Raw genomic sequence first — 20,656 nt, 5'->3', positions numbered from 1 at the left:
GAAATGACTTCTGTACAGTCCCTGACCCGGTTGCCTTGCGGCAACCGGGTTCTTGATTTGGCCCAGACGCATGTCATGGGCATTCTCAATGTCACTCCTGATTCCTTTTCCGACGGCGGCCGCTACAGCCAGCTCGATGCGGCGCTGCGCCATGCCGAAGCCATGGTGCTGGCTGGCGCGACGCTGATTGATGTCGGCGGCGAATCGACCCGGCCAGGCGCGCGAGCGGTTTCTCCTCTGGAGGAGCTCGAGCGCGTCGCGCCGATTGTCGAGCTGATCAATCGCGAGCTGGATGTCATCATCTCGGTCGATACTTCCACCCCGGCAGTCATGCGCGAAACCGCACGGCTCGGTGCCGGCCTGATCAATGATGTGCGTTCGTTGCGTCGCGATGGCGCGCTGGATGCGGCGGCGGCGACAGGGTTGCCGGTCTGCCTCATGCACATGCTCGGCGAGCCGGGCGATATGCAGGATAATCCGCAGTATCAGGATGTCACCCGCGAGGTCGGCGAGTTTCTCGCCGAGCGCATGGAACAGTGCGCGCAGGCGGGTATTCCCGCCGAGCGGATCATTCTTGATCCCGGCTTCGGCTTCGCCAAGACCTTGCAGCACAATCTAAGCTTGTTCAAACACATGGAGGCCCTGCATGCGCTGGGGCGGCCATTGCTGGTAGGTGTTTCGCGCAAGAGTATGATTGGCCACGCTTTGAACCGTCCCGTGGGCGAGCGTCTGCACGGCGGCCTGGCGCTTGCTGCGCTGGCTTCGGTCAAGGGTGCGCGGATCTTGCGGGTTCACGATGTGGCGGAAACTGTCGATGTAGTGCGAATGATCGCGGCCGTAGAGTCAGCCAAATAAGAATGATGGAGCACTTATGAGCAAGAAATATTTTGGTACCGACGGCATTCGCGGTCGCGTAGGTGAATACCCGATCACGCCTGACTTCATGCTCAAGCTCGGTTGGGCGGCTGGCATGGCTTTCCGCAAGATGGGTGCCTGCAAGGTGCTGGTCGGTAAGGACACGCGGATCTCTGGCTATATGTTCGAATCGGCGCTCGAGGCCGGGCTGACCTCGGCGGGTGCCGATGTGATGCTGCTCGGTCCGATGCCGACACCTGCCATCGCCTATCTGTCGCGCACTTTCCAGGCAGAGGCCGGGATCGTGATCAGTGCTTCGCACAACCCGCATGATGACAACGGCATCAAGTTCTTCTCCGGCAAAGGCACCAAGCTGCCGGATGAATTGGAATTGATGATCGAAGAGTTGCTCGATACGCCGATGACCGTCGTCGAGTCGAGCAAGATCGGTAAAGTGTCGCGAATCAATGATGCATCGGGCCGCTACATCGAGTTCTGCAAGAGCAGCGTGCCTACCGGGACCAATTTCGCCGGCCTGAAGATCGTTATCGACTGCGCGCATGGTGCGACCTATAAGGTAGCGCCGAGCGTCTTCCGTGAATTGGGTGCCGAAGTCGTCGTGCTTTCCGCTCAGCCGAACGGGCTGAACATCAACGATAACTGCGGTTCTACGCATATGGGGCCGTTGCAGGCCGCCGTTCTGGCCGAGCATGCGGACCTGGGTATCGCCTTCGATGGTGATGGCGATCGGGTATTGATGGTCGATCATACCGGCGCCATTGTTGATGGTGACGACCTGCTGTTTATCATTGCCCGCGATCTGCATGAGCGTGGCAAGTTGCAGGGTGGCGTCGTCGGTACTTTGATGAGCAATCTTGGTCTCGAACTGGCCCTTGCGGATCTGTCGATCCCGTTCGTTCGCGCCAATGTCGGTGACCGCTACGTGATTGCCGAGCTGCAAGAGCGCAACTGGCTCGTAGGCGGGGAAAATTCCGGGCATGTGGTCTGCTTCAACCACACCACCACGGGCGACGCCATCATTGCGGCCTTGCAGGTGTTGATGGCTCTGAAATCCCGCAATGAAGGTCTGGCACAAACGCGCCAGGCGTTGCGCAAGTGCCCTCAGGTGCTGATCAACGTTCGCTTTGGCGGCGGTGAAAGCCCGCTGGAGCATCCTGCTGTCAAGGAAGCCAGTGCCCGTGTCACTCAGGCGATGGCGGGGCGCGGTCGCGTGCTTCTGCGCAAGTCCGGCACAGAGCCTCTGGTGCGCGTAATGGTCGAAGGCGAGGACGAAAACCAGGTTCGCGGCTATGCCGAAGAGCTGGCAAAACTGGTAACCGAAGTTTCTGCCTGATACGGCTTGCAAGCCATGATTGTGTTGGGTAACATCTGCGCCCACTTTGACCGACGAGGTACAGCATGCGTCGCCCTATGGTAGCTGGTAACTGGAAGATGCACGGTACCCGCGCCAGCGTCGCTGAGCTGATCAACGGCCTTCGTCATCTGGCCTTGCCAAGCGGTGTTGATGTCGCGGTGTTCCCGCCTTGCTTGTATATCAATCAAGTGATTGATGGCTTGAAAGGCAAGTCGATTTCGGTCGGCGCGCAGAATTCTGCGGTGGAAGCCATGCAAGGTGCGTTGACTGGTGAGATTGCTCCCAGCCAACTGGTGGATGCAGGTTGTTCCCTGGTGCTTGTCGGGCACTCCGAACGCCGCCAGATTATGGGCGAGCGAGACGGGATGCTGAATCGCAAGTTCGCAGCGGCACAGGCATGTGGCTTGATTCCGGTATTGTGTGTAGGGGAAACCCTCGAGCAGCGCGAAGCCGGAAAAACTCTTGAAGTTGTCGGGCGTCAGCTGGGCAGCATCATCGAGGAGCTGGGTGTAGGTGCCTTTGCCAAGGCAGTGATTGCATACGAGCCGGTCTGGGCCATTGGTACCGGGCTGACTGCAACGCCGCAACAGGCTCAGGATGTGCATAAAGCCATTCGCGAGCAGTTGGCGGCAGAGAATTCTGAAGTCGCACGAGGTGTGCGGCTTCTATACGGCGGCAGCGTGAAGGCGGCCAATGCGGTCGAACTGTTCGGCATGCCGGATATCGATGGGGGGCTCATTGGTGGAGCTTCCCTGAATGCAGATGAGTTCGGTGCGATCTGTCGCGCCGCGGGAAACTGAAAAAATGCTGGAAACAGTCGTAGTCGTTTTTCATCTGCTGGGTGCATTGGGCGTAGTTGCTCTGGTTTTGCTGCAGCAGGGTAAGGGTGCGGACGCTGGCGCGTCTTTCGGAGCAGGTGCTTCAAATACTGTGTTCGGAAGCCAAGGTTCCTCTACCTTTCTTAGTAAGTTTACTGCTATACTTGCCGCCGGTTTCTTCATAACCAGCTTGGGGTTAGGTTACTTTGCTAAAGAGAAAGCTCATCAGCTGACTCAAGCAGGTCTTCCAGATCCAGCAGTGTTGGAAGTACCTAAGCAACAACCGGCTTCTGATGATGTCCCGGTGCTTCAAGAGCAAAAGTCGGCTACTCCAGCGACTGACGTGCCTCCAGCTCAAGAGCAGAAGTAAGAAGAGTTTCAAACGTAGTATTGCCGAGGTGGTGGAATTGGTAGACACGCAACCTTGAGGTGGTTGTGCCCATAGGGTGTAGGGGTTCGAGTCCCCTTCTCGGTACCAATTAGTCAGGAGAGCCCGCTGTTGCGGGCTTTCTTGCAGGTGGAAGGTTACATTGACCCTAAAAGGGATCGGTCGTATACTTCCGCCCCAGCTTTGTCGCGGGGTGGAGCAGTCTGGTAGCTCGTCGGGCTCATAACCCGAAGGTCGTCGGTTCAAATCCGGCCCCCGCAACCAGTTTAAGGAGCCCCTTTTAAGGGGCTTTTTGTTAGCTGGATACTTTCAACGCCGCTGTTCGACGGCGTTTCAAGGATGGGCGTTATGCCCATTTTTTTATTTTGCAAAGCATGCACATATCATGCACTAGGGGGTTCAGGTGTCGAGCAAGCTAGAAGAGTTGCAGGCCTTGCTGGCCCCGGTGGTCGTGGCCCTGGGCTATGAATGCTGGGGTATCGAGTTTTCGGCTCAGGGTCGTCACTCGATGTTGCGCGTTTATATCAATAAAGAGGGTGGCGTGCTGGTGGACGATTGCGCCATTGTCAGCCGTCAGATCAGCGGTGTTCTGGATGTTGAAGATCCTATCTCCGTTGAATACACCCTTGAAGTTTCCTCGCCTGGCATGGAGCGCCCGCTGTTCACTCTTGAGCAGTTTGCCAAATTTGCCGGTGAACAAGTGAAGATCAAGCTGCGCTCGCCTTTCGAAGGTCGACGCAATTTTCAGGGCCTTCTGCGCGGTGTAGAAGAGCAGGACGTCGTGGTGCAGGTAGAAGACCACGAGTTCCTGTTGCCGATCGATATGATCGACAAGGCCAACATTATTCCCAGTTTTGACTGAGACGCGGATCCCGCGGATCCAATGGCTTGCGAAAGGCGAGGCGTACGATGAGCAAAGAAGTACTACTGGTTGTTGAGTCGGTATCCAATGAAAAGGGTGTACCGGCAAGCGTAATTTTTGAAGCGCTGGAGCTGGCTCTGGCCACTGCTACCAAAAAGCGTTTTGAAGACGAAGTGGACCTGCGTGTGGAAATCAACCGCCACACCGGTTCCTACGAAACCTTCCGTCGCTGGACGGTCGTCGAAGAGAATGATCTCGACGATCCGGCCATCGAGACCTGGCCAAGCAAGGTTGCCGAAACGCATCCTGGTGCCAAGGTCGGTGACGTCGTCGAAGAGAAAATCGAATCCATTGAATTCGGCCGCATCGCTGCACAGACTGCCAAGCAGGTCATCGTGCAGAAAGTTCGCGAAGCCGAGCGCGCTCAAGTGGTCGACGCCTATCGCGAGCGCCTGGGAGAAATCATCTCCGGCACCGTGAAAAAAGTTACCCGCGACAACGTGATCGTCGATCTGGGCAACAATGCTGAAGCGTTGCTGGCCCGTGAAGACATCATTTCTCGCGAAACCTTCCGTGTCGGCGTGCGTCTGCGTGCGCTGCTCAAGGAAATCCGCACCGAGAACCGCGGCCCGCAGCTGATCCTGTCGCGTACCGCGCCGGAAATGCTGATCGAGCTGTTCCGTATCGAAGTGCCGGAAATCGCCGAAGGCCTCATCGAGGTCATGGCCGCCTCCCGTGATCCGGGTTCGCGAGCCAAGATCGCCGTCCGTTCCAAGGACAAGCGCATCGACCCACAAGGTGCCTGCATCGGTATGCGCGGTTCGCGCGTCCAGGCGGTATCGGGTGAGTTGGGTGGTGAGCGTGTTGATATCGTGCTGTGGGACGACAACCCGGCCCAGTTCGTGATCAACGCCATGTCCCCGGCCGAGGTTGCGGCAATTATCGTTGACGAAGATGCCCATGCCATGGACATCGCCGTTGGCGCAGACAATCTGGCTCAGGCCATCGGTCGCGGTGGTCAGAACGTGCGTCTGGCGAGCCAGTTGACTGGCTGGACCCTGAACGTGATGACCGAATCGGACATCCAGGCTAAGCAGCAAGCAGAAACCGGCGACATCCTGCGCAACTTCATCGACGAGCTGGAAGTCGACGAAGAACTGGCTCAGGTGCTGGTAGATGAAGGCTTCACCAGCCTGGAAGAGATTGCCTACGTACCGGTGGAGGAAATGCTCAACATCGACGGCTTTGACGAGGACATCGTCAACGAGCTTCGTGCTCGCGCCAAGGATCGCTTGTTGACCAAAGCCATCGCTACTGAGGAAAAGCTGGCAGACGCCCATCCGGCCGAAGACCTGCTCTCGCTTGAGGGTATGGACAAGGATTTGGCGATGGAACTGGCGGTGCGCGGCGTAATTACCCGCGAAGACCTGGCCGAGCAGTCTATTGACGACCTGCTCGACATCGACGGCATTGACGATGATCGTGCCGGCAAGTTGATCATGGCCGCCCGAGCCCACTGGTTCGAGTAATTAGGCGCGGCCTGAGGAGAGAAGTGCATGACGCAAGTCACGGTGAAACAACTGGCCGATGAGGTCAAAACACCGGTAGAGCGCCTGTTGCAGCAGATGCGTGAGGCAGGTCTGCCGCACACCGCCGCCGACGAAAATGTGACTGACAGTGAGAAGCAATCCCTGCTGACTCACTTGAAGAGCAGTCACAAGGCGAAAGTGGAAGAACCACGCAAGATCACGCTGCAGCGTAAAACCACCAGCACCCTGCGTGTGGCTGGTAGCAAGAGCATCAGCGTTGAAGTTCGCAAGAAGAAAGTTTTCGTACAGCGCAGCCCGGAAGAAATCGAAGCCGAGCGCAAGCGTGAACTGGATGAGCGTCGCGCAGTAGAAAATGCTGCCCGTCAGAAGGCTGAAGAAGAAGCCAAGCAGCGCGCCGAAGAAGAAGCGCGTCGCCAGCCTGCTGCTGCGCAAACCGCTGCCAGCGACGCCGTTGCGGCGCCGGCTGCCGCTGCCGAACCTGTTCGCGAAAGCGCACCGGTGGCTGCTGCTCCTGCTCCATCGGCTGACGTTCGCAACAAGCAGAACGAACAGCGCCGTCCGGACAAGCCACGTGCCGACGACAACAATCGTCGCAGCGGTGGTGGTGATGGCGAGCGCAAAAACGCTCCGCATCGCGCATCGGTCAAAGAAAAAGCCCCGGCGCCACGTGTGGCGCCACGCACTACCGACGAAGAAAGCGATGGCTTCCGTCGTGGTGGTCGCGGCAAGGCCAAGCTGAAGAAGCGCAACGCCCACGGTTTCCAGAGCCCGACCGGCCCTGTCGTGCGTGATGTGCAGATCGGCGAGACCATCACGGTTGGCGATCTGGCCAATCAGATGTCGGTCAAAGCGGCTGAAATCATCAAGTTCATGTTCAAACTGGGTACCCCAGCGACCATCAACCAGGTGCTTGATCAGGAAACTGCTCAGCTGGTAGCCGAAGAACTGGGCCACAAAGTGACCCTGGTCAGCGACACCGCTCTGGAAGATTCCCTGGCCGAGTCCCTGAAGTTTGAAGGTGAGTCGTTCTCCCGTGCACCAGTCGTGACCGTAATGGGCCACGTTGACCACGGTAAGACTTCCCTGCTCGACTACATCCGTCGTGCCAAGGTAGCTGCTGGCGAAGCCGGCGGTATCACCCAGCACATCGGTGCATACCACGTTGAGACTGATCGCGGCATGGTCACTTTCCTCGACACCCCGGGTCACGCTGCGTTTACCGCAATGCGTGCCCGTGGTGCCAAGGCGACCGACATCGTGATCCTCGTGGTTGCAGCGGACGACGGCGTGATGCCGCAAACCATCGAAGCGGTTCAGCATGCTCAGGCAGCTGGCGTGCCGCTGGTGGTAGCAGTGAACAAGATCGACAAGCCGGGCGCCGATCTCGATCGCATCCGTAGCGAGCTGTCGGTTCACGGCGTGACTTCCGAAGACTGGGGTGGCGACACACCATTCGTTCCGGTTTCGGCGAAGATGGGTACTGGCGTGGACGAGCTGCTTGAAGCCGTTCTGCTGCAGGCCGAAGTTCTCGAGCTGAAAGCTACTCCATCGGCTCCTGGTCGTGGTGTGGTGGTTGAATCGCGTCTCGACAAGGGTCGTGGCCCGGTGGCAACCGTGCTGGTTCAGGACGGTACGCTGCGTCAAGGCGACATGGTCCTGGTCGGTTCGAACTACGGCCGTGTACGTGCCATGCTCGACGAGAACGGCAAGCCAATCAAGGAAGCCGGTCCATCCATCCCTGTCGAGATCCTCGGCCTGGACGGTACCCCGGACGCTGGCGACGAGATGAGCGTGGTTGCCGACGAGAAGAAAGCCCGTGAAGTGGCTCTGTTCCGTCAGGGCAAGTTCCGCGAAGTCAAACTGGCTCGCGCTCACGCCGGCAAGCTGGAAAACATCTTCGAAAACATGGGTCAGGCCGAGAAGAAGACGCTCAACATCGTCCTCAAATCCGACGTCCGTGGTTCGCTGGAAGCGTTGAACGGTGCCCTGAATGGCCTGGGCAACGACGAAGTACAAGTGCGCGTCGTGGGTGGCGGTGTCGGTGGTATCACCGAATCCGACGCCAACCTGGCACTGGCTTCCAACGCTGTACTGTTCGGCTTCAACGTGCGTGCCGATGCCGGCGCTCGCAAGATCGTCGAGCAGGAAGGTCTGGATATGCGTTACTACAACGTGATCTACGACATCATCGAAGACGTCAAGAAAGCCCTGACCGGCATGCTCGGCAGCGATGTTCGCGAGAACATCCTGGGTGTGGCCGAAGTGCGTGACGTGTTCCGTTCGCCGAAGTTTGGCGCGATCGCCGGTTGCATGGTGATCGAAGGTGTTGTGCACCGTAACCGTCCGATCCGTGTACTGCGTGAAGACATCGTTATCTTCGAAGGCGAGCTGGAATCCCTGCGCCGCTTCAAGGATGACGCTTCCGAAGTACGTGCCGGCATGGAATGCGGTATCGGCGTGAAGAGCTACAACGACGTCAAAGTCGGCGACAAGATCGAAGTCTTCGAGAAGGTTCAGGTTGCTCGCAGCCTCTGACTCGCGCACTTCAAGGGCCACGATGGGCCGTAGCATGCAAATGCACGGCACAGCGTCCGGACTCTAAACGCAACGCCCGGTCTGGCTTTTGTCAGGCCGGGCGTTTGCCGCTTTCAGACCTTGCGGGTTTCACCGCTGGGCAGTAACAGGTAACAAATCATGGCAAAAGAATACAGCCGTACCCAACGTATCGGCGATCAGATGCAGCGCGAGCTGGCGCAACTGATCCGTCGCGAAGTCAAAGACCCGCGCGTCGGCCTGGTCACCATTACCGCTGTGGAAGTGTCCCGTGACGTCGGTCACGCGAAGATTTTCATCACCGTGATGGGCCAGGACAACGCTGAAGACATCGCGCAAAGCATCAAGGTGCTCAACGCCGCCGCAGGCTTCCTGCGTATGCAATTGGCCCGCGAAATGAAGCTGCGCAGCGTGCCGCAATTGCACTTCCACTACGACGAATCTGTCGTGCGTGGCGCGCACTTGTCGGCATTGATCGAGCGCGCCGTGGCTGAAGACAATCAGCACGTTGCCGCTCCAGCACCTGAAGACACCAAGGAGTAATTCGGTGGCTCAGGTCAAACGTATCCGTCGTAACGTCAGCGGTATCATCCTGCTCGACAAGCCATTGGGGTTCACCTCCAACGCTGCATTGCAGAAGGTGCGCTGGCTGCTCAATGCCGAGAAGGCCGGGCACACCGGCAGCCTCGATCCGTTGGCCACCGGCGTGTTGCCGCTGTGCTTCGGCGAGGCGACCAAGTTCTCGCAATACCTGCTCGATTCCGACAAGGGCTACGAGACCCTGGCGCAACTGGGCAAGACCACCACTACGGCCGATGCCGAAGGTGAGGTTTTGCAGGAACGTCCGGTGACCGTTGGTCGCGCCGATGTCGAAGCGGTTCTGCCGAAATTTCGCGGGCAAATCAGTCAGATACCGCCGATGTACTCGGCACTCAAGCGTGATGGCCAGCCGCTGTACAAACTGGCACGTGCAGGCGAAGTAGTGGAGCGCGAACCGCGTTCTGTTACTATTGCGCGCTTGGAATTGCTGGCCTTCGAAGGCGATACTGCGCGGCTTGCGGTGGACTGCAGCAAGGGCACCTATATTCGTACCCTGGTGGAGGATATCGGTGAGCAACTCGGTTGTGGTGCGTACGTCGCAGAATTGCGTCGGACCCAGGCCGGGCCTTTCACCTTGGCGCAGACTGTTACCCTCGAAGAGCTGGAAGCGGTACATGCCGAAGGCGGCAATGAAGCGGTCGATCGCTTCCTGATGCCATCGGACAGCGGCCTGCAGGATTGGCCGTTGCTGCACTTTTCCGAAGCGAGCGCGTTCTACTGGCTCAACGGCCAGCCAGTACGTGCCCCGGATGCGCCGAAGTTCGGCATGGTGCGGGTACAGGATCACAATGGTCGCTTCATCGGTATCGGTGAAGTGAGCGAAGACGGGCGCATCGCGCCGCGTCGCTTGATTCGGTCAGAATGACCGGAACCGGTCTGCGTTAAGCGGGCCGGCGAGTGTGGCTGTTAACAGGCATGGTCACTACTCATTTATAGATACAGGGATTTGTCCCTGGCCTGTTGAAGCTGTTTCCCTGAAACAGTTTCCTGATAAGGAAGGATTGCCTCATGGCTCTCGACGTTCAAGAAAAAGCTCAAATCGTTGCTGACTACCAGCAAGCTGTTGGTGACACTGGTTCGCCAGAAGTGCAGGTTGCACTGCTGACCGCCAACATCAACAAACTGCAAGGTCACTTCAAGGCCAACGGTAAAGATCACCACTCCCGTCGTGGTCTGATCCGCATGGTTAACCAGCGTCGCAAGCTGCTGGACTACCTGAAAGGCAAGGACGTGAGCCGGTACGCCGCGCTGATCGCTCGCCTGGGTCTGCGTCGCTAATCAGCGATTGCGCTATGAGGTTGGTGGTCTGTCGGGCGTCAGCGGTTTTCCGCTGGCGCCTTGCAGGCTCCCAGCCTCAAGTTTTATCTGCAGCATGGCTTTACCTGTAGCACCCGGACAATTGCCATCGGGCCGATTCCCGAGATTGCCCAAGAATTCGCAAGAAACCGTTTCCCCCAAGAGCCACAAAGAAGGTAGGACACCGTGAACCCGGTAATCAAAAAATTCCAGTTCGGTCAATCGACCGTTACCCTCGAGACAGGCCGTATCGCCCGTCAGGCCTCCGGCGCAGTATTGGTCACCGTTGACGACGACGTCAGCGTGTTGGTGACTGTTGTCGGTGCAAAGCAAGCCGATCCGGGCAAGGGCTTCTTCCCTCTGTCCGTTCATTACCAGGAGAAGACTTACGCTGCCGGTAAGATCCCTGGCGGTTTCTTCAAGCGTGAAGGCCGTCCTTCCGAGAAAGAAACCCTGACTTCCCGACTGATCGACCGTCCGATCCGTCCGCTGTTCCCAGAAGGCTTCATGAACGAAGTGCAGGTTGTCTGCACCGTCGTTTCCACCAGCAAGAAGACCGATCCGGACATCGCTGCGATGATCGGTACCTCGGCAGCCCTGGCCATTTCCGGCATTCCGTTCGACGGCCCGATCGGCGCCGCTCGCGTGGCTTTCCACGAAAGCACCGGCTACCTGCTGAACCCGACTTACGAGCAGCAGGCCGCTTCGAGCCTGGACATGGTCGTTGCCGGTACTTCCGACGCCGTGCTGATGGTTGAATCGGAAGCCAAAGAGCTGACCGAAGACCAGATGCTGGGCGCGGTACTGTTCGCTCACGACGAATTCCAGGTTGTGATCAACGCTGTGAAAGAACTGGCTGCCGAAGCCGCCAAGCCAACCTGGAACTGGGCTCCTGCGCCAGAAGCCACCGAACTGCTGGGCGCTATCCGTGCCGAGTTCGGCGAAGCGATCTCCCAGGCTTACACCATCACCATCAAGGCCGACCGTTACGCTCGCCTGGGTGAGCTGAAGGACCAAGTGGTTGCCAAGCTGTCCGGTGAAGAAGGCCAGCCAAGCGCTGCTGAAGTCAAAGCAGCCTTCGGCGAAATCGAATACCGCACCGTTCGCGAAAACATCGTTAACGGCAAGCCACGTATCGACGGTCGCGACACCAAGACTGTACGTCCGCTGAACATCGAAGTCGGCGTGCTGCCAAAGACTCACGGTTCGGCACTTTTCACCCGTGGCGAAACCCAGGCGCTGGTTGTGGCAACACTGGGCACCGCCCGTGACGCGCAACTGCTGGACACCCTGGAAGGCGAAAAGAAAGACCCGTTCATGCTGCACTACAACTTCCCGCCGTTCTCGGTAGGCGAGTGTGGTCGCATGGGGGGCGCCGGTCGTCGCGAAATCGGTCACGGCCGTCTGGCCCGTCGTTCGGTTTCGGCCATGCTGCCAGCCGCTGACGTGTTCCCGTACACCATCCGCGTGGTATCGGAAATCACCGAATCCAACGGTTCGAGCTCGATGGCTTCCGTGTGCGGTGCTTCCCTGGCACTGATGGACGCTGGTGTACCGATGAAAGCACCGGTGGCCGGTATCGCTATGGGTCTGGTTAAAGAGGGCGAGAAGTTCGCCGTTCTGACCGACATCCTCGGCGACGAAGATCACCTGGGCGACATGGACTTCAAGGTAGCCGGTACCGCCAAAGGCGTGACTGCGCTGCAGATGGACATCAAGATCAAGGGCATCACCGAAGAGATCATGGAAATCGCTCTGGGCCAGGCCCTTGAAGCGCGCCTGAACATCCTCGGCCAGATGAACCAGATCATTGGCCAGTCGCGTACCGAACTGTCGGCCAACGCTCCGACCATGATCGCGATGAAGATCGACACCGACAAAATCCGTGACGTTATCGGTAAAGGTGGCGCGACCATCCGTGCGATCTGCGAAGAAACCAAGGCTTCGATCGACATCGAAGACGACGGCTCGATCAAGATCTTCGGCGAAACCAAGGATGCTGCAGAAGCTGCTCGTCAGCGCGTTCTGAGCATCACTGCAGAAGCCGAGATCGGCAAGATCTACGTCGGCAAGGTTGAGCGTATCGTCGACTTCGGCGCATTCGTGAACATCCTGCCGGGCAAGGACGGTCTGGTGCACATCTCGATGCTGAGCGACGCTCGCGTAGAGAAAGTCACCGACATTCTGAAAGAAGGTCAGGAAGTGGAAGTGCTGGTACTGGACGTGGACAACCGCGGCCGTATCAAGCTGTCCATCAAAGACGTGGCAGCTGCCAAGGCTTCGGGCGTTTAATCACCCCAACGCTTTAGCGCAATGAAGATGCCCCCGCCGTGCAAACGGCGGGGGCATTTTTTTATCTGAAATAAAGAAATTGTGGCGAGGGGATTTATCCCGTTCGGCTGCGAGGCAGTCGTAAAACCAGACACTGCGGACCGCCTGAAACACCGAGGTGCCAGATTCAGGGCCGCTTCGCAGCCCAACGGGGATAAATCCCCTCGCCACAAATGTGGTTCTCAAAAGAAAACCATCAGACAACCCACAAATTTGCCGCAGCTCGAGTCCGGTGCTAGGTTTAGCCCACCGCCCGTGTAGCTCAGCCGGTAGAGCAGCGCACTCGTAACGCGAAGGTCGCAGGTTCGATTCCTGTCTCGGGCACCAACTCCTCAGCGTGCCACGTCGATACATGTTCCGCAGGTCAGCTTTTTGTGCAAGAGATGTAAAGAGCCGTGTAATTCGTCATGCAAACGTCCTATATTCGGTGCCTGCATGAGCATCGCTTAGCAGTTTTCAGATGATCCCGAATGGTTCCGAAGGCCGGCCAGTCCGCGTCAGAGAGATCCTTGATGATCCAGATCCATCCTCCATTCCTAAGATCAGCGAGAACCCCATGACTGAATTGACCCAAGAGCAACGCCACGAACAAGCGCTGGAAAAATACCTTCTGGATGTGCCGGAACTGAAGGATGAGATCAAGGACCTGAGTTCCGATGATCAGAAAGACCAGATCCAGTGGTCCTTCGAAGACGAAGCCGAAGCGCAGGGCTTGCAGCCGTGGGAGCTGACCCTCAAGTACACGAGCACGCCGGAGGAGTTCGAGGCGCAGCGCCTCGTGCTGCACAAGGAAGCGGCGGAAGTATTGGGTGTCGAGTGGGAAGAGTACTGCGAGATGAACAATCTGGTGGTCTGAACAAAAACGCCAGCCTCAACAGGCTGGCGTTTTTTCTTGCGCGAATGCTCAGAGGCTCAGTCGCATCGACAGGTCCACCGCTTTGACATCCTTGGTCATCGCACCAATCGAAATGTAATCCACACCCGTTTCGGCGATCGGCAGCAGCGTGCTTTCGTTGATGCCGCCGCTGGCTTCCAGTTTCGCTTTGCCGGCGGTCAGGCGTACCGCTTCGCGCATGTCGTCCAGGCTCAGTTCGTCGAGCATGATGATGTCGGCGCCGGCTTCCAGCGCCTGCTTCAGCTCTTCAAGACTTTCCACCTCGATCTCAACCGGTTTGCCCGGGGCGATCTTGTGTGCGGCGGCCACGGCTTCGGCGATGCCACCGCTGGCGGCGATGTGGTTTTCCTTGATCAGGAAGGCGTCGTAGAGACCGATGCGATGGTTGTGGCAGCCGCCGCAGGTTACGGCGTATTTCTGTGCCAGACGCAGGCCGGGCAGGGTTTTGCGGGTGTCGAGCAACTTGACCTGAGTCTCGCCGACGAAGTCCGCCAGGTACTGCGCGCGCGTCGCCACGCCGGACAGCAACTGGAGGAAGTTCAATGCGCTGCGTTCACCGGTCAGCAGTGAGCGCGCCGGGCCTTCCAGATGAAACAGCGGCTGATTGGCTTTGACCCGCTGGCCGTCGACCACTTGCCAATGCACCGCCACGCGGGGATCGAGCTGGCGAAACACCGCATCGACCCATGCGGTGCCGCAGATGACGGCGTCGTCACGGGTGATGATGGTGGCTTTGGCCAGGCGTTCGGCCGGGATCAGTTGCGCGGTGATGTCGCCGCTGCCGACGTCTTCGAGCAACGCACGGCGCACGTTGTTTTCGATTTCGGCGGTCAGATCGGCGAGACGTAGATTCGGCATAACGGACTCCACAAACAAAGTGGTTCGATTATAGGGGCAGGGCGCGAGCCAACCCAAGGCGAGAACGTTCGTGCCTGACGCATCTGGTCGATTTTCCTGCGCTGAATGCGAGGTGCATGGCCTATAGGGGAAACCCTGAGGCCTATAGCATCGCCGGCCTCTTTTGCCAGATAATCCGCCTTGTATTTGACGTCATGGCTTTGACGAACGAGTCCAGTTGGGCAGTGTCAAAGCGACGAACCGAATCACCGTTCCAGGAGGCTTGGATGCGCAACGACGGGAAAGTGGTGCCTTTGCACCGGGCGACTGCCGATTTGGCGGACCACTCGCCGCTTGCCCGCTTGCCGGTGATTCTGCTGCAGGTTCGCGACAAGGCTGCGCAGCAACTGCGCCACGATTTGCAGGAGCTGTTCGATAACGCTGACGACACGCTGTTCGAAATGGCCGACCGGGCGCGCAACGACGTCGATCAGAACATCTTTTTCGAAGCCATGCGCGACCTGCGCCTCAAGCGCAAGAACATCGAGCGCGGCTTTCTTGAACTGTTCTTTGAGGCTTTCGCCGGCCTTACCCAATACGACCCCGCCGCCAACACCCTGCCACGCACGCCGGTGCTCGAAGAATCGGCGCCGCGCACCGATGCCATGGAGCGTACCGTCGCCGTGCAGACCATGGTCAGTCGCGTGCTCAAGCGCGACGGCTTCGCTCTCGATCAACTGACCGCACGCTTCAGCTCGATGCTCGGCAAGCGTCTGGACGATCAGCACAACCCGCTGAGTCCGGCGATGCTCTGCGAATACTTCCTGCAGGCCGGGCGTAATCTCGGCGTCGAGATCAAGGTCAAGCTGATCCTGCTCAAGCTGTTCGAACGCTATGTGCTGGCTGACACCGAGCAGCTGTATGGCGAGGCCAATCAGCTGTTGCTCGCCACCGGCGTGTTGCCACATCTGAAGCCCGCCGTGGCTCGTCGCATGGTCGAGCCTGCGGACAGCGACACATTGATTGAAGATCTCGACGAGCCGCCAGCGGACGAAGGCATCGAGGAAGTGTTCGCCGCGATGCAGCAATTGCTCGCCCAGGTGCGCGGCCGCGTCACACCGACCCTGGAGCCCGGCGCCCCGGCGCATCCGATCAACACCCGCGACCTGCTGCGGTTGTTGTCGCACTTGCAGCAATACGTACCGGCGCTGGAGGCTCAGGAAGATTTCGATCTGCGCCATCAGCTCGAACAGTTGCTGACCCGGGTCAGCGTCCGAAGTGGCCGCTCCCGCGTTGTCGCGACTGCCGACGAAGATGTGATCAACCTGATCGCCATGGTTTTCGACTGCATCCTCGACGATCGCAACGTGCCTGACGCGCTCAAGGCGCTGATCGGCCGATTGCAGATTCCGATGCTCAAGGTCGCCGTGCTCGACAAGAGTTTCTTCAGCCGCAGCACGCATCCGGCGCGGCGCCTGCTCAACGAAATCGCCGAGGCCGCAATGGGCTGGAGCGATTGCGACGGCGCTGAGCGCGACAACCTCTACGTGCGCATCGAGCAAGTGGTGCAACGCTTGCTGAGTGATTTTGTTGACGACCCGGCGATCTTCTCCGAACTGCTCGCCGACTTCCTCGCCTTCACTCAGGAAGAACGCCGTCGCACTGAACTGCTGGAACAACGCTTGCGGGACGCCGAGGAAGGCCGGGCGAAGGCCGAGCTGGCTCAGCGGCGTGTCGCGCAGGCGTTGCAACAGGCGTTACTGGGCAAAGTGCTGCCGGCGACGGTGGTGAGTTTCGTCCAGCAGGCCTGGAGCAAAGTGCTGTTGCTGACCTGCCTCAAGCACGGTGATCAGTCCGCCGAATGGCACGCCGACGTGCAGACCATGGAACAGTTGGTCTGGAGCGTGCAGCGCCATGACGACGGCGAATCCAGCCTGCGCCTGCTGGCACTGGTCCCGGGTTTGCTCAAGTCACTGCGCGATGGCCTGAGCAGCACCGCGTTCGACCCGTTTGCCACCAGCGAATTTTTCAGTGAACTGGAGGCTCTGCACGTACGCGTGCTGGAACGTTCCGACGATGCCGATCACAGCGCCATGCCGCTGATCGAAGTCACGCCCGAGGTCTTGCAGCACAGTGCCGACCAGGCAGCAGCCACCCCGGCGCCGCGCCTGGCGCAAGACGCTGCCGGTCTGTCTCAGGTCGAGCAGTTGCGTGTGGGCAACTGGGTGGTGTTCGACGCAGACGACGAACAGACCTTGCGTTGCAAACTCGCCGCGATCATCGAAGAGACCGGCAAATATGTCTTCGTCGACCGCACCGGGACGAAAGTGCTGGAGCACAGCCGCACCGACCTCGCCTTGGCTTTCAGCCGAGGCGCCGCGCGTGCGCTGGATGACACCTTGCTGTTCGACCGCGCACTGGAATCGGTGCTGGGCGACCTGCGGCGACTCAATCGCGGCAAGTGATCGCGCGGTGAGGGCGGATCGCGGCATACTGGGCGCCCACATGGTCGGCGTTGAAGGAATCGGTATGCAGTTGGATCCCGCGAGCGGGTGGTGTCATGGCGTGCAGATCTGCCCGTCGCCCAACTTCAATGAGCGCCCGGCGGGCGAAGTGTCCCTGTTGGTCATCCACAACATCAGCCTGCCGCCGGCGCAATTCGCCACGGGCAAGGTGCAGGAGTTTTTCCAGAATCGTCTGGATGTCACCGAACACCCCTACTTTGCAGGCATCACTGACCTGCGCGTATCGGCGCATTTTCTGATCGAACGTGACGGCAAGGTCACCCAGTTTGTCTCTTGTCTTGCGCGGGCGTGGCACGCAGGCGTTTCAGTGTTCGAGGGTCGTGAAACCTGTAACGATTTTTCCGTCGGCATCGAGCTGGAAGGCACCGATGATCTGCCGTTTACCGATGAACAGTATCGAGCGTTGACTGCGCTGACCCGGCAGTTGCAGAAGCGCTTTCCGGCGATCACCGATCAGCGTATCTGTGGCCACAGCGATATCGCGCCGGGGCGCAAGACCGATCCAGGACCGGCATTCGACTGGGCACGCTACCGCGCAGCCCTGGCAAAAGAGGAAGGACAATGAGTTTTCTGGTGTTACTGCTGGCGCTGTGGATCGAGAAGTTTTCGGCCCTGCGCCATCGGCTTCAACGCGACGGCGGATGGATCCGCGAACTGCACAAACTCGAAAACAGCAAACGGCTGGCCAGGCAACCGTGGCTGGTGCTGACGATTCTGGTGCTGTGCCCGGTGGCGTTGCTGGCGCTGTTGCTGCTGGTGCTGGAACCGGTGGCGTACGGTTTGCTGGCGCTGCCGGTGCATTTGCTGGTGGTGATTTACAGCCTCGGGCGTGGCGACCTGCTCGGCGGACTCGGACCGTTCCGCGATGCCTGGCGCCGTGAGGATCTGCAAGCGGCGGCCCACGTGGCCAAGCGCGACCTGGACATCTGCGCCGACAGTGGCGAGCAATTGCTTGAGCAAGTGCAGGGGCATCTGCTGTGGCAGGCGTATCAGAGTTTCTTCGCGGTGATCTTCTGGTACTTCCTCCTCGGTCCGGTGGCGGCATTGGCTTATCGCCTGTTGGCGCTGGCCGAAGAGCACGGCAGCAATCCGGCGCTGGTCGAGCGTGCTGCGCAATTGCGTCACGCTTTCGATTGGGTGCCGGTGCGCTTGCTGGCGGCGAGTCTGGCATTGGTCGGCAACTTCGTCGCGGTCAGCCGGGTGATGCTGCATGAGCTGCTGAACTGGAACATCAGCGCTGCGCAGTTGATCAACAAGGTCGGCCTGGCAGCCGGGGAAGTTCCACCGCCAGTGGTCGGCCCGGACGGCATCAACACCCTCGATTGCCTGTGGGAACTGCTGCTGCGTGCGGCGGTGCTGTGGTATGCCGGGTTTGCCTTGTGGACGGTTCTGGTTCACTGATTACAGCAAGATCAAAAGATCGCAGCCTTCGGCAGCTCCTACCTTGGAACGCATTTCCCTGTAGGAACTGCCGAAGGCTGCGATCTTTTTGCTTTTGATTTGGCGATCACTGCATTGCCATTAACCTTAAGTTACAAAACCTCCCGCCGATTTACGCTATACAGAGATAGCGCCCGATAGTGGCTATCTGCTTTCGTCCTGCGCCTGCCAATAAAAACAAGAAAAACCAAGGGAGACTTCCAGTGAAGAGCTTGCTCTATCCCGCCGTCTCGCTGATGAACCGTCTGAGCTTCGGCATGAAGTTCAGCCTGATCAGCGTGCTGTTCCTGGTGCCGATGCTGGTGACCAATTTCTATCTGGTGCGCGACTCCTATCGCGAATTTCAGGGCACCCGCGTCGAATTGCAGAGCCTCGACCTGCTGGGCAGCAGCCTGAGCCTGCGCCGGGATCTGGAGACCCTGAACAATCTGGTGCAGATCGACGTCACCCTCGGCCAGTCCGGCAAGGCCGGCAATGTCGAAGCGCAGATCCAGACGCTGGAGCAGGCTGTGCTCGCGCGCCTCGAAGGGCTGACGGCGATGACCGAAGACCCCGAGCAGATCAAGCAATTCGAGGCCAAGCGCGATGAAATGATCGCCGCGTTCAAGGCCCAGCAGGCGGAGAGCTCGCTGCAAAGCAAAAGCGCGTTGATTGGCAAGTTGCTGGCCAGTGCGCAGATTTTCAGCCAGATCATCACCAGTCAGGCCGGCTTGAGCCGCGACAACCAGAGCGACATTCGTCAGCTCAGCGAACTGGTCACGCTGATTACCCCCAGCGTCACGCAAACCCTCGGCGAGGGCCGGGCGATGGGTTCGTATTCGTTGGGTCAGGGTTTTCTCAACAGTTCCTCCAGCACGCGTTTTGACGAGCTGCTGGTGCAGATCGAAAAACTCCAGGCCGAGTACGCTCTGAAACTGCAGGACGCCCTCGGTTCCAGCAGCGCTGCACGCGAATCCCTCAGCGCCCAGGCCGATAGCAGCAAGGCTTCGCTCAAACAGGCCAGCGAGCTGTTCGAAGAACAAGTGGTAATGGCCGACACCCTCGATGCGCCGTGGCAGGCATTTTACGATCAGGTCACCGGGCTGATGGAACACACCTACCAGCTCAATCAGGCCACGCTGAAATTCCTCGACAGCCAATTGCAGCAGCGTCTGGCGCAGAACCGCACGCACATGATTCTGCAAGCCTCGGCGCTGTCGGTGGTCTTTGTGCTGATTTTCTATCTTTATGGCGGTTTCTACGCCTCGACCCGCACCACCCTGAAAAGCCTGGGCGCCATGATGGACAAGGTCGCCGCCGGTGACATGACCGTCAACTTCAAGGCCAGCAGCCGCGATGAGCTGGGCGAGTTGGGCGAGGTGTTCAACGGTACGGTGAAGAAGATTCACGACTTGATCGAGCGCGTCGGTCACACCGTTGGCGAAGTCGAGCGACAGGCCGGGCAGGTGGAGAGCGTGTCGGCGCAGAGCAATCAGGCTGTGGCCGGGCAGCGCTCGCAAATCGAACAAGTGGCGACGGCGATGAACCAGATGTCGGCGACCTCAATGGAAGTCGCTCGCAGTGCCGCCGCTGCGGTGAGCAGCGCCCACAGCGTCAACGACGAAACCCTCAGCGGGCGCGGCCTGGTGGAATCGCAACAGGGCAGCATTGCCGCGCTCGCCAGCGAAATCGACCAGTCGGTGCTGGTGATCAATCAACTGGCCAGCGACAGCCAGTCGATCAGCCGTGTGCTTGAGGTGATCAAGAGCATCGCCGAACAGACCAACCTGCTGGCGCTCAACGCCGCTATCGAAGCCGCGCGGGCCGGCGAGCAGGGGCGCGGTTTTGCCGTGGTCGCCGACGAAGTACGCACCTTGGCCAAGCGCACCCAGCAATCGACCGAAGAAATCGAGCAGATGATCGCCAAACTGCATGGCGGCGTCGGCGCGGCGGTGAAGGCCATGGGCGTCAGTCATCAGATGGCCAATGGCACGGTGGGCCAGTCGGAGAAGGTCCAGCAGGCGCTGGAGAACATTCTTGGCGCGGTGGGCATGATCGTCGATCAGAACCAGCAGATCGCCGCTGCCGTGGAACAGCAGACCGCCGTGGCCCATGACATCGACCAGAATATCGTCGAGATCAACCGTGCCGGCGAACGCACGGCGCAAGGTGCGCACCAGACCGAAGATGCCAGCCGCGCGCTGTCGGCGCAGGTGGTTGAGCTCAAACAACTGATCAGCGCATTTCGTGTCTGAGTCTGACACCATCCCCCCGTAGGAGCTGACGAGTGCAACGAGGCTGCGATCTTTTGACTTTGCCTCTGAAGATCAAAAGAGCGCAGCCTCGTTGCAC

General features: G+C 59.2%; 17 protein-coding genes and 3 tRNA genes. 19 read left to right on the top strand and 1 reads right to left on the bottom strand.

Annotated features, from left to right (window positions below; all coding sequences use genetic code 11):
• The first annotated feature begins 3 nt into the window (after window positions 1-3).
• From folP to QMX86_RS09485, 15 genes are all read left to right on the top strand, one after another.
• Window positions 4-855 (top strand): dihydropteroate synthase, encoded by an 852-nt coding sequence (folP, locus tag QMX86_RS09555; protein ID WP_151551663.1) that lies wholly within the window; start codon window positions 4-6, stop codon window positions 853-855.
• A 16-nt stretch (window positions 856-871) separates the two neighbouring features.
• On the top strand, window positions 872-2,209 hold the full coding sequence (gene glmM, locus QMX86_RS09550) for a phosphoglucosamine mutase (protein WP_110603491.1): 1,338 nt from the start codon (window positions 872-874) through the stop codon (window positions 2,207-2,209).
• A gap of 65 nt (window positions 2,210-2,274) precedes the next feature.
• Window positions 2,275-3,030, top strand: coding sequence for a triose-phosphate isomerase (gene tpiA / locus QMX86_RS09545; protein ID WP_007915248.1), 756 nt, complete (start codon window positions 2,275-2,277; stop codon window positions 3,028-3,030).
• A 4-nt stretch (window positions 3,031-3,034) separates the two neighbouring features.
• On the top strand, window positions 3,035-3,418 hold the full coding sequence (gene secG, locus QMX86_RS09540; protein ID WP_016771756.1) for a preprotein translocase subunit SecG: 384 nt from the start codon (window positions 3,035-3,037) through the stop codon (window positions 3,416-3,418).
• A gap of 22 nt (window positions 3,419-3,440) precedes the next feature.
• Window positions 3,441-3,526, top strand: a tRNA-Leu gene (locus tag QMX86_RS09535).
• 97 nt (window positions 3,527-3,623) lie between these two features.
• Window positions 3,624-3,700 (top strand) — tRNA-Met (locus QMX86_RS09530).
• A gap of 139 nt (window positions 3,701-3,839) precedes the next feature.
• A complete protein-coding gene (gene rimP / locus QMX86_RS09525) occupies window positions 3,840-4,298 on the top strand; it encodes a ribosome maturation factor RimP (protein ID WP_073473852.1) in 459 nt (152 codons plus the stop codon).
• A 47-nt stretch (window positions 4,299-4,345) separates the two neighbouring features.
• Window positions 4,346-5,827, top strand: coding sequence for a transcription termination factor NusA (gene nusA, locus QMX86_RS09520; protein WP_024011569.1), 1,482 nt, complete (start codon window positions 4,346-4,348; stop codon window positions 5,825-5,827).
• Between the two features lie 27 nt (window positions 5,828-5,854).
• Window positions 5,855-8,383, top strand: coding sequence for a translation initiation factor IF-2 (gene infB / locus QMX86_RS09515; protein WP_024011570.1), 2,529 nt, complete (start codon window positions 5,855-5,857; stop codon window positions 8,381-8,383).
• Window positions 8,384-8,542: 159 nt separating this feature from the next.
• Window positions 8,543-8,944: a 30S ribosome-binding factor RbfA gene (gene rbfA, locus QMX86_RS09510; protein WP_016771753.1), complete on the top strand. Its 402-nt coding sequence runs from the start codon at window positions 8,543-8,545 to the stop codon at window positions 8,942-8,944.
• 4 nt (window positions 8,945-8,948) lie between these two features.
• Window positions 8,949-9,866 (top strand): tRNA pseudouridine(55) synthase TruB, encoded by a 918-nt coding sequence (truB, locus tag QMX86_RS09505; protein WP_024011571.1) that lies wholly within the window; start codon window positions 8,949-8,951, stop codon window positions 9,864-9,866.
• Window positions 9,867-10,009: 143 nt separating this feature from the next.
• Entirely contained in the window at window positions 10,010-10,279 is a 270-nt protein-coding gene (gene rpsO / locus QMX86_RS09500) for a 30S ribosomal protein S15 (RefSeq protein WP_016771751.1), read from the top strand.
• Window positions 10,280-10,483: 204 nt separating this feature from the next.
• Window positions 10,484-12,589: a polyribonucleotide nucleotidyltransferase gene (pnp, locus tag QMX86_RS09495; protein WP_024011572.1), complete on the top strand. Its 2,106-nt coding sequence runs from the start codon at window positions 10,484-10,486 to the stop codon at window positions 12,587-12,589.
• Window positions 12,590-12,879: 290 nt separating this feature from the next.
• Window positions 12,880-12,955: transfer RNA gene (locus tag QMX86_RS09490), tRNA-Thr, on the top strand.
• A 229-nt stretch (window positions 12,956-13,184) separates the two neighbouring features.
• Window positions 13,185-13,484: a DUF6388 family protein gene (locus QMX86_RS09485; RefSeq protein ID WP_282383163.1), complete on the top strand. Its 300-nt coding sequence runs from the start codon at window positions 13,185-13,187 to the stop codon at window positions 13,482-13,484.
• A 48-nt stretch (window positions 13,485-13,532) separates the two neighbouring features.
• Here the strand turns inward: QMX86_RS09485 and nadC are convergent, their stop codons facing one another.
• A complete protein-coding gene (gene nadC, locus QMX86_RS09480) occupies window positions 13,533-14,381 on the bottom strand; it encodes a carboxylating nicotinate-nucleotide diphosphorylase (protein ID WP_016771747.1) in 849 nt (282 codons plus the stop codon).
• 266 nt (window positions 14,382-14,647) lie between these two features.
• Here nadC and QMX86_RS09475 point away from each other — a divergent pair, with 266 nt between their 5' ends.
• The 4 genes from QMX86_RS09475 (at window position 14,648) to QMX86_RS09460 (ending at window position 20,559) form a co-directional block, all read left to right on the top strand.
• Window positions 14,648-16,825 (top strand): DUF1631 domain-containing protein, encoded by a 2,178-nt coding sequence (locus QMX86_RS09475; protein ID WP_282383166.1) that lies wholly within the window; start codon window positions 14,648-14,650, stop codon window positions 16,823-16,825.
• Between the two features lie 64 nt (window positions 16,826-16,889).
• Entirely contained in the window at window positions 16,890-17,450 is a 561-nt protein-coding gene (ampD, locus tag QMX86_RS09470; protein ID WP_282383171.1) for a 1,6-anhydro-N-acetylmuramyl-L-alanine amidase AmpD, read from the top strand.
• On the top strand, window positions 17,447-18,286 hold the full coding sequence (gene ampE / locus QMX86_RS09465) for a regulatory signaling modulator protein AmpE (RefSeq protein ID WP_197890244.1): 840 nt from the start codon (window positions 17,447-17,449) through the stop codon (window positions 18,284-18,286). The genes ampD and ampE overlap by 4 nt, the downstream gene beginning before the upstream one ends.
• Window positions 18,287-18,528: 242 nt before the next feature.
• Complete coding sequence (locus QMX86_RS09460) at window positions 18,529-20,559, top strand: methyl-accepting chemotaxis protein (protein ID WP_281120393.1); 2,031 nt, start codon at window positions 18,529-18,531, stop codon at window positions 20,557-20,559.
• Window positions 20,560-20,656: the final 97 nt, after the last annotated feature.

Origin of the sequence: Pseudomonas sp. PS01270 (assembly GCF_029959775.1) — a bacterium.
In the GTDB taxonomy this organism is placed as follows: domain Bacteria; phylum Pseudomonadota; class Gammaproteobacteria; order Pseudomonadales; family Pseudomonadaceae; genus Aquipseudomonas; species Aquipseudomonas atacamensis.
Note: the sequence above shows the minus strand (reverse complement) of the source record. Positions and strands in the feature narration are given on the sequence as shown.

What these genes read in the sequence shown, in the direction of transcription:
- folP (WP_151551663.1), top strand. Translation starts at nt 4, where the DNA reads ATGACTTCTGTACAGTCCCTGACCCGGTTGCCTTGCGGCAACCGGGTT.
- glmM (WP_110603491.1), top strand. Translation starts at nt 872, where the DNA reads ATGAGCAAGAAATATTTTGGTACCGACGGCATTCGCGGTCGCGTAGGT.
- tpiA (WP_007915248.1), top strand. Translation starts at nt 2,275, where the DNA reads ATGCGTCGCCCTATGGTAGCTGGTAACTGGAAGATGCACGGTACCCGC.
- secG (WP_016771756.1), top strand. Translation starts at nt 3,035, where the DNA reads ATGCTGGAAACAGTCGTAGTCGTTTTTCATCTGCTGGGTGCATTGGGC.
- nusA (WP_024011569.1), top strand. Translation starts at nt 4,346, where the DNA reads ATGAGCAAAGAAGTACTACTGGTTGTTGAGTCGGTATCCAATGAAAAG.
- infB (WP_024011570.1), top strand. Translation starts at nt 5,855, where the DNA reads ATGACGCAAGTCACGGTGAAACAACTGGCCGATGAGGTCAAAACACCG.
- rbfA (WP_016771753.1), top strand. Translation starts at nt 8,543, where the DNA reads ATGGCAAAAGAATACAGCCGTACCCAACGTATCGGCGATCAGATGCAG.
- rpsO (WP_016771751.1), top strand. Translation starts at nt 10,010, where the DNA reads ATGGCTCTCGACGTTCAAGAAAAAGCTCAAATCGTTGCTGACTACCAG.
- QMX86_RS09485 (WP_282383163.1), top strand. Translation starts at nt 13,185, where the DNA reads ATGACTGAATTGACCCAAGAGCAACGCCACGAACAAGCGCTGGAAAAA.
- nadC (WP_016771747.1), bottom strand. Translation starts at nt 14,381, where the DNA reads ATGCCGAATCTACGTCTCGCCGATCTGACCGCCGAAATCGAAAACAAC.
- QMX86_RS09475 (WP_282383166.1), top strand. Translation starts at nt 14,648, where the DNA reads ATGCGCAACGACGGGAAAGTGGTGCCTTTGCACCGGGCGACTGCCGAT.
- ampD (WP_282383171.1), top strand. Translation starts at nt 16,890, where the DNA reads ATGCAGTTGGATCCCGCGAGCGGGTGGTGTCATGGCGTGCAGATCTGC.
- ampE (WP_197890244.1), top strand. Translation starts at nt 17,447, where the DNA reads ATGAGTTTTCTGGTGTTACTGCTGGCGCTGTGGATCGAGAAGTTTTCG.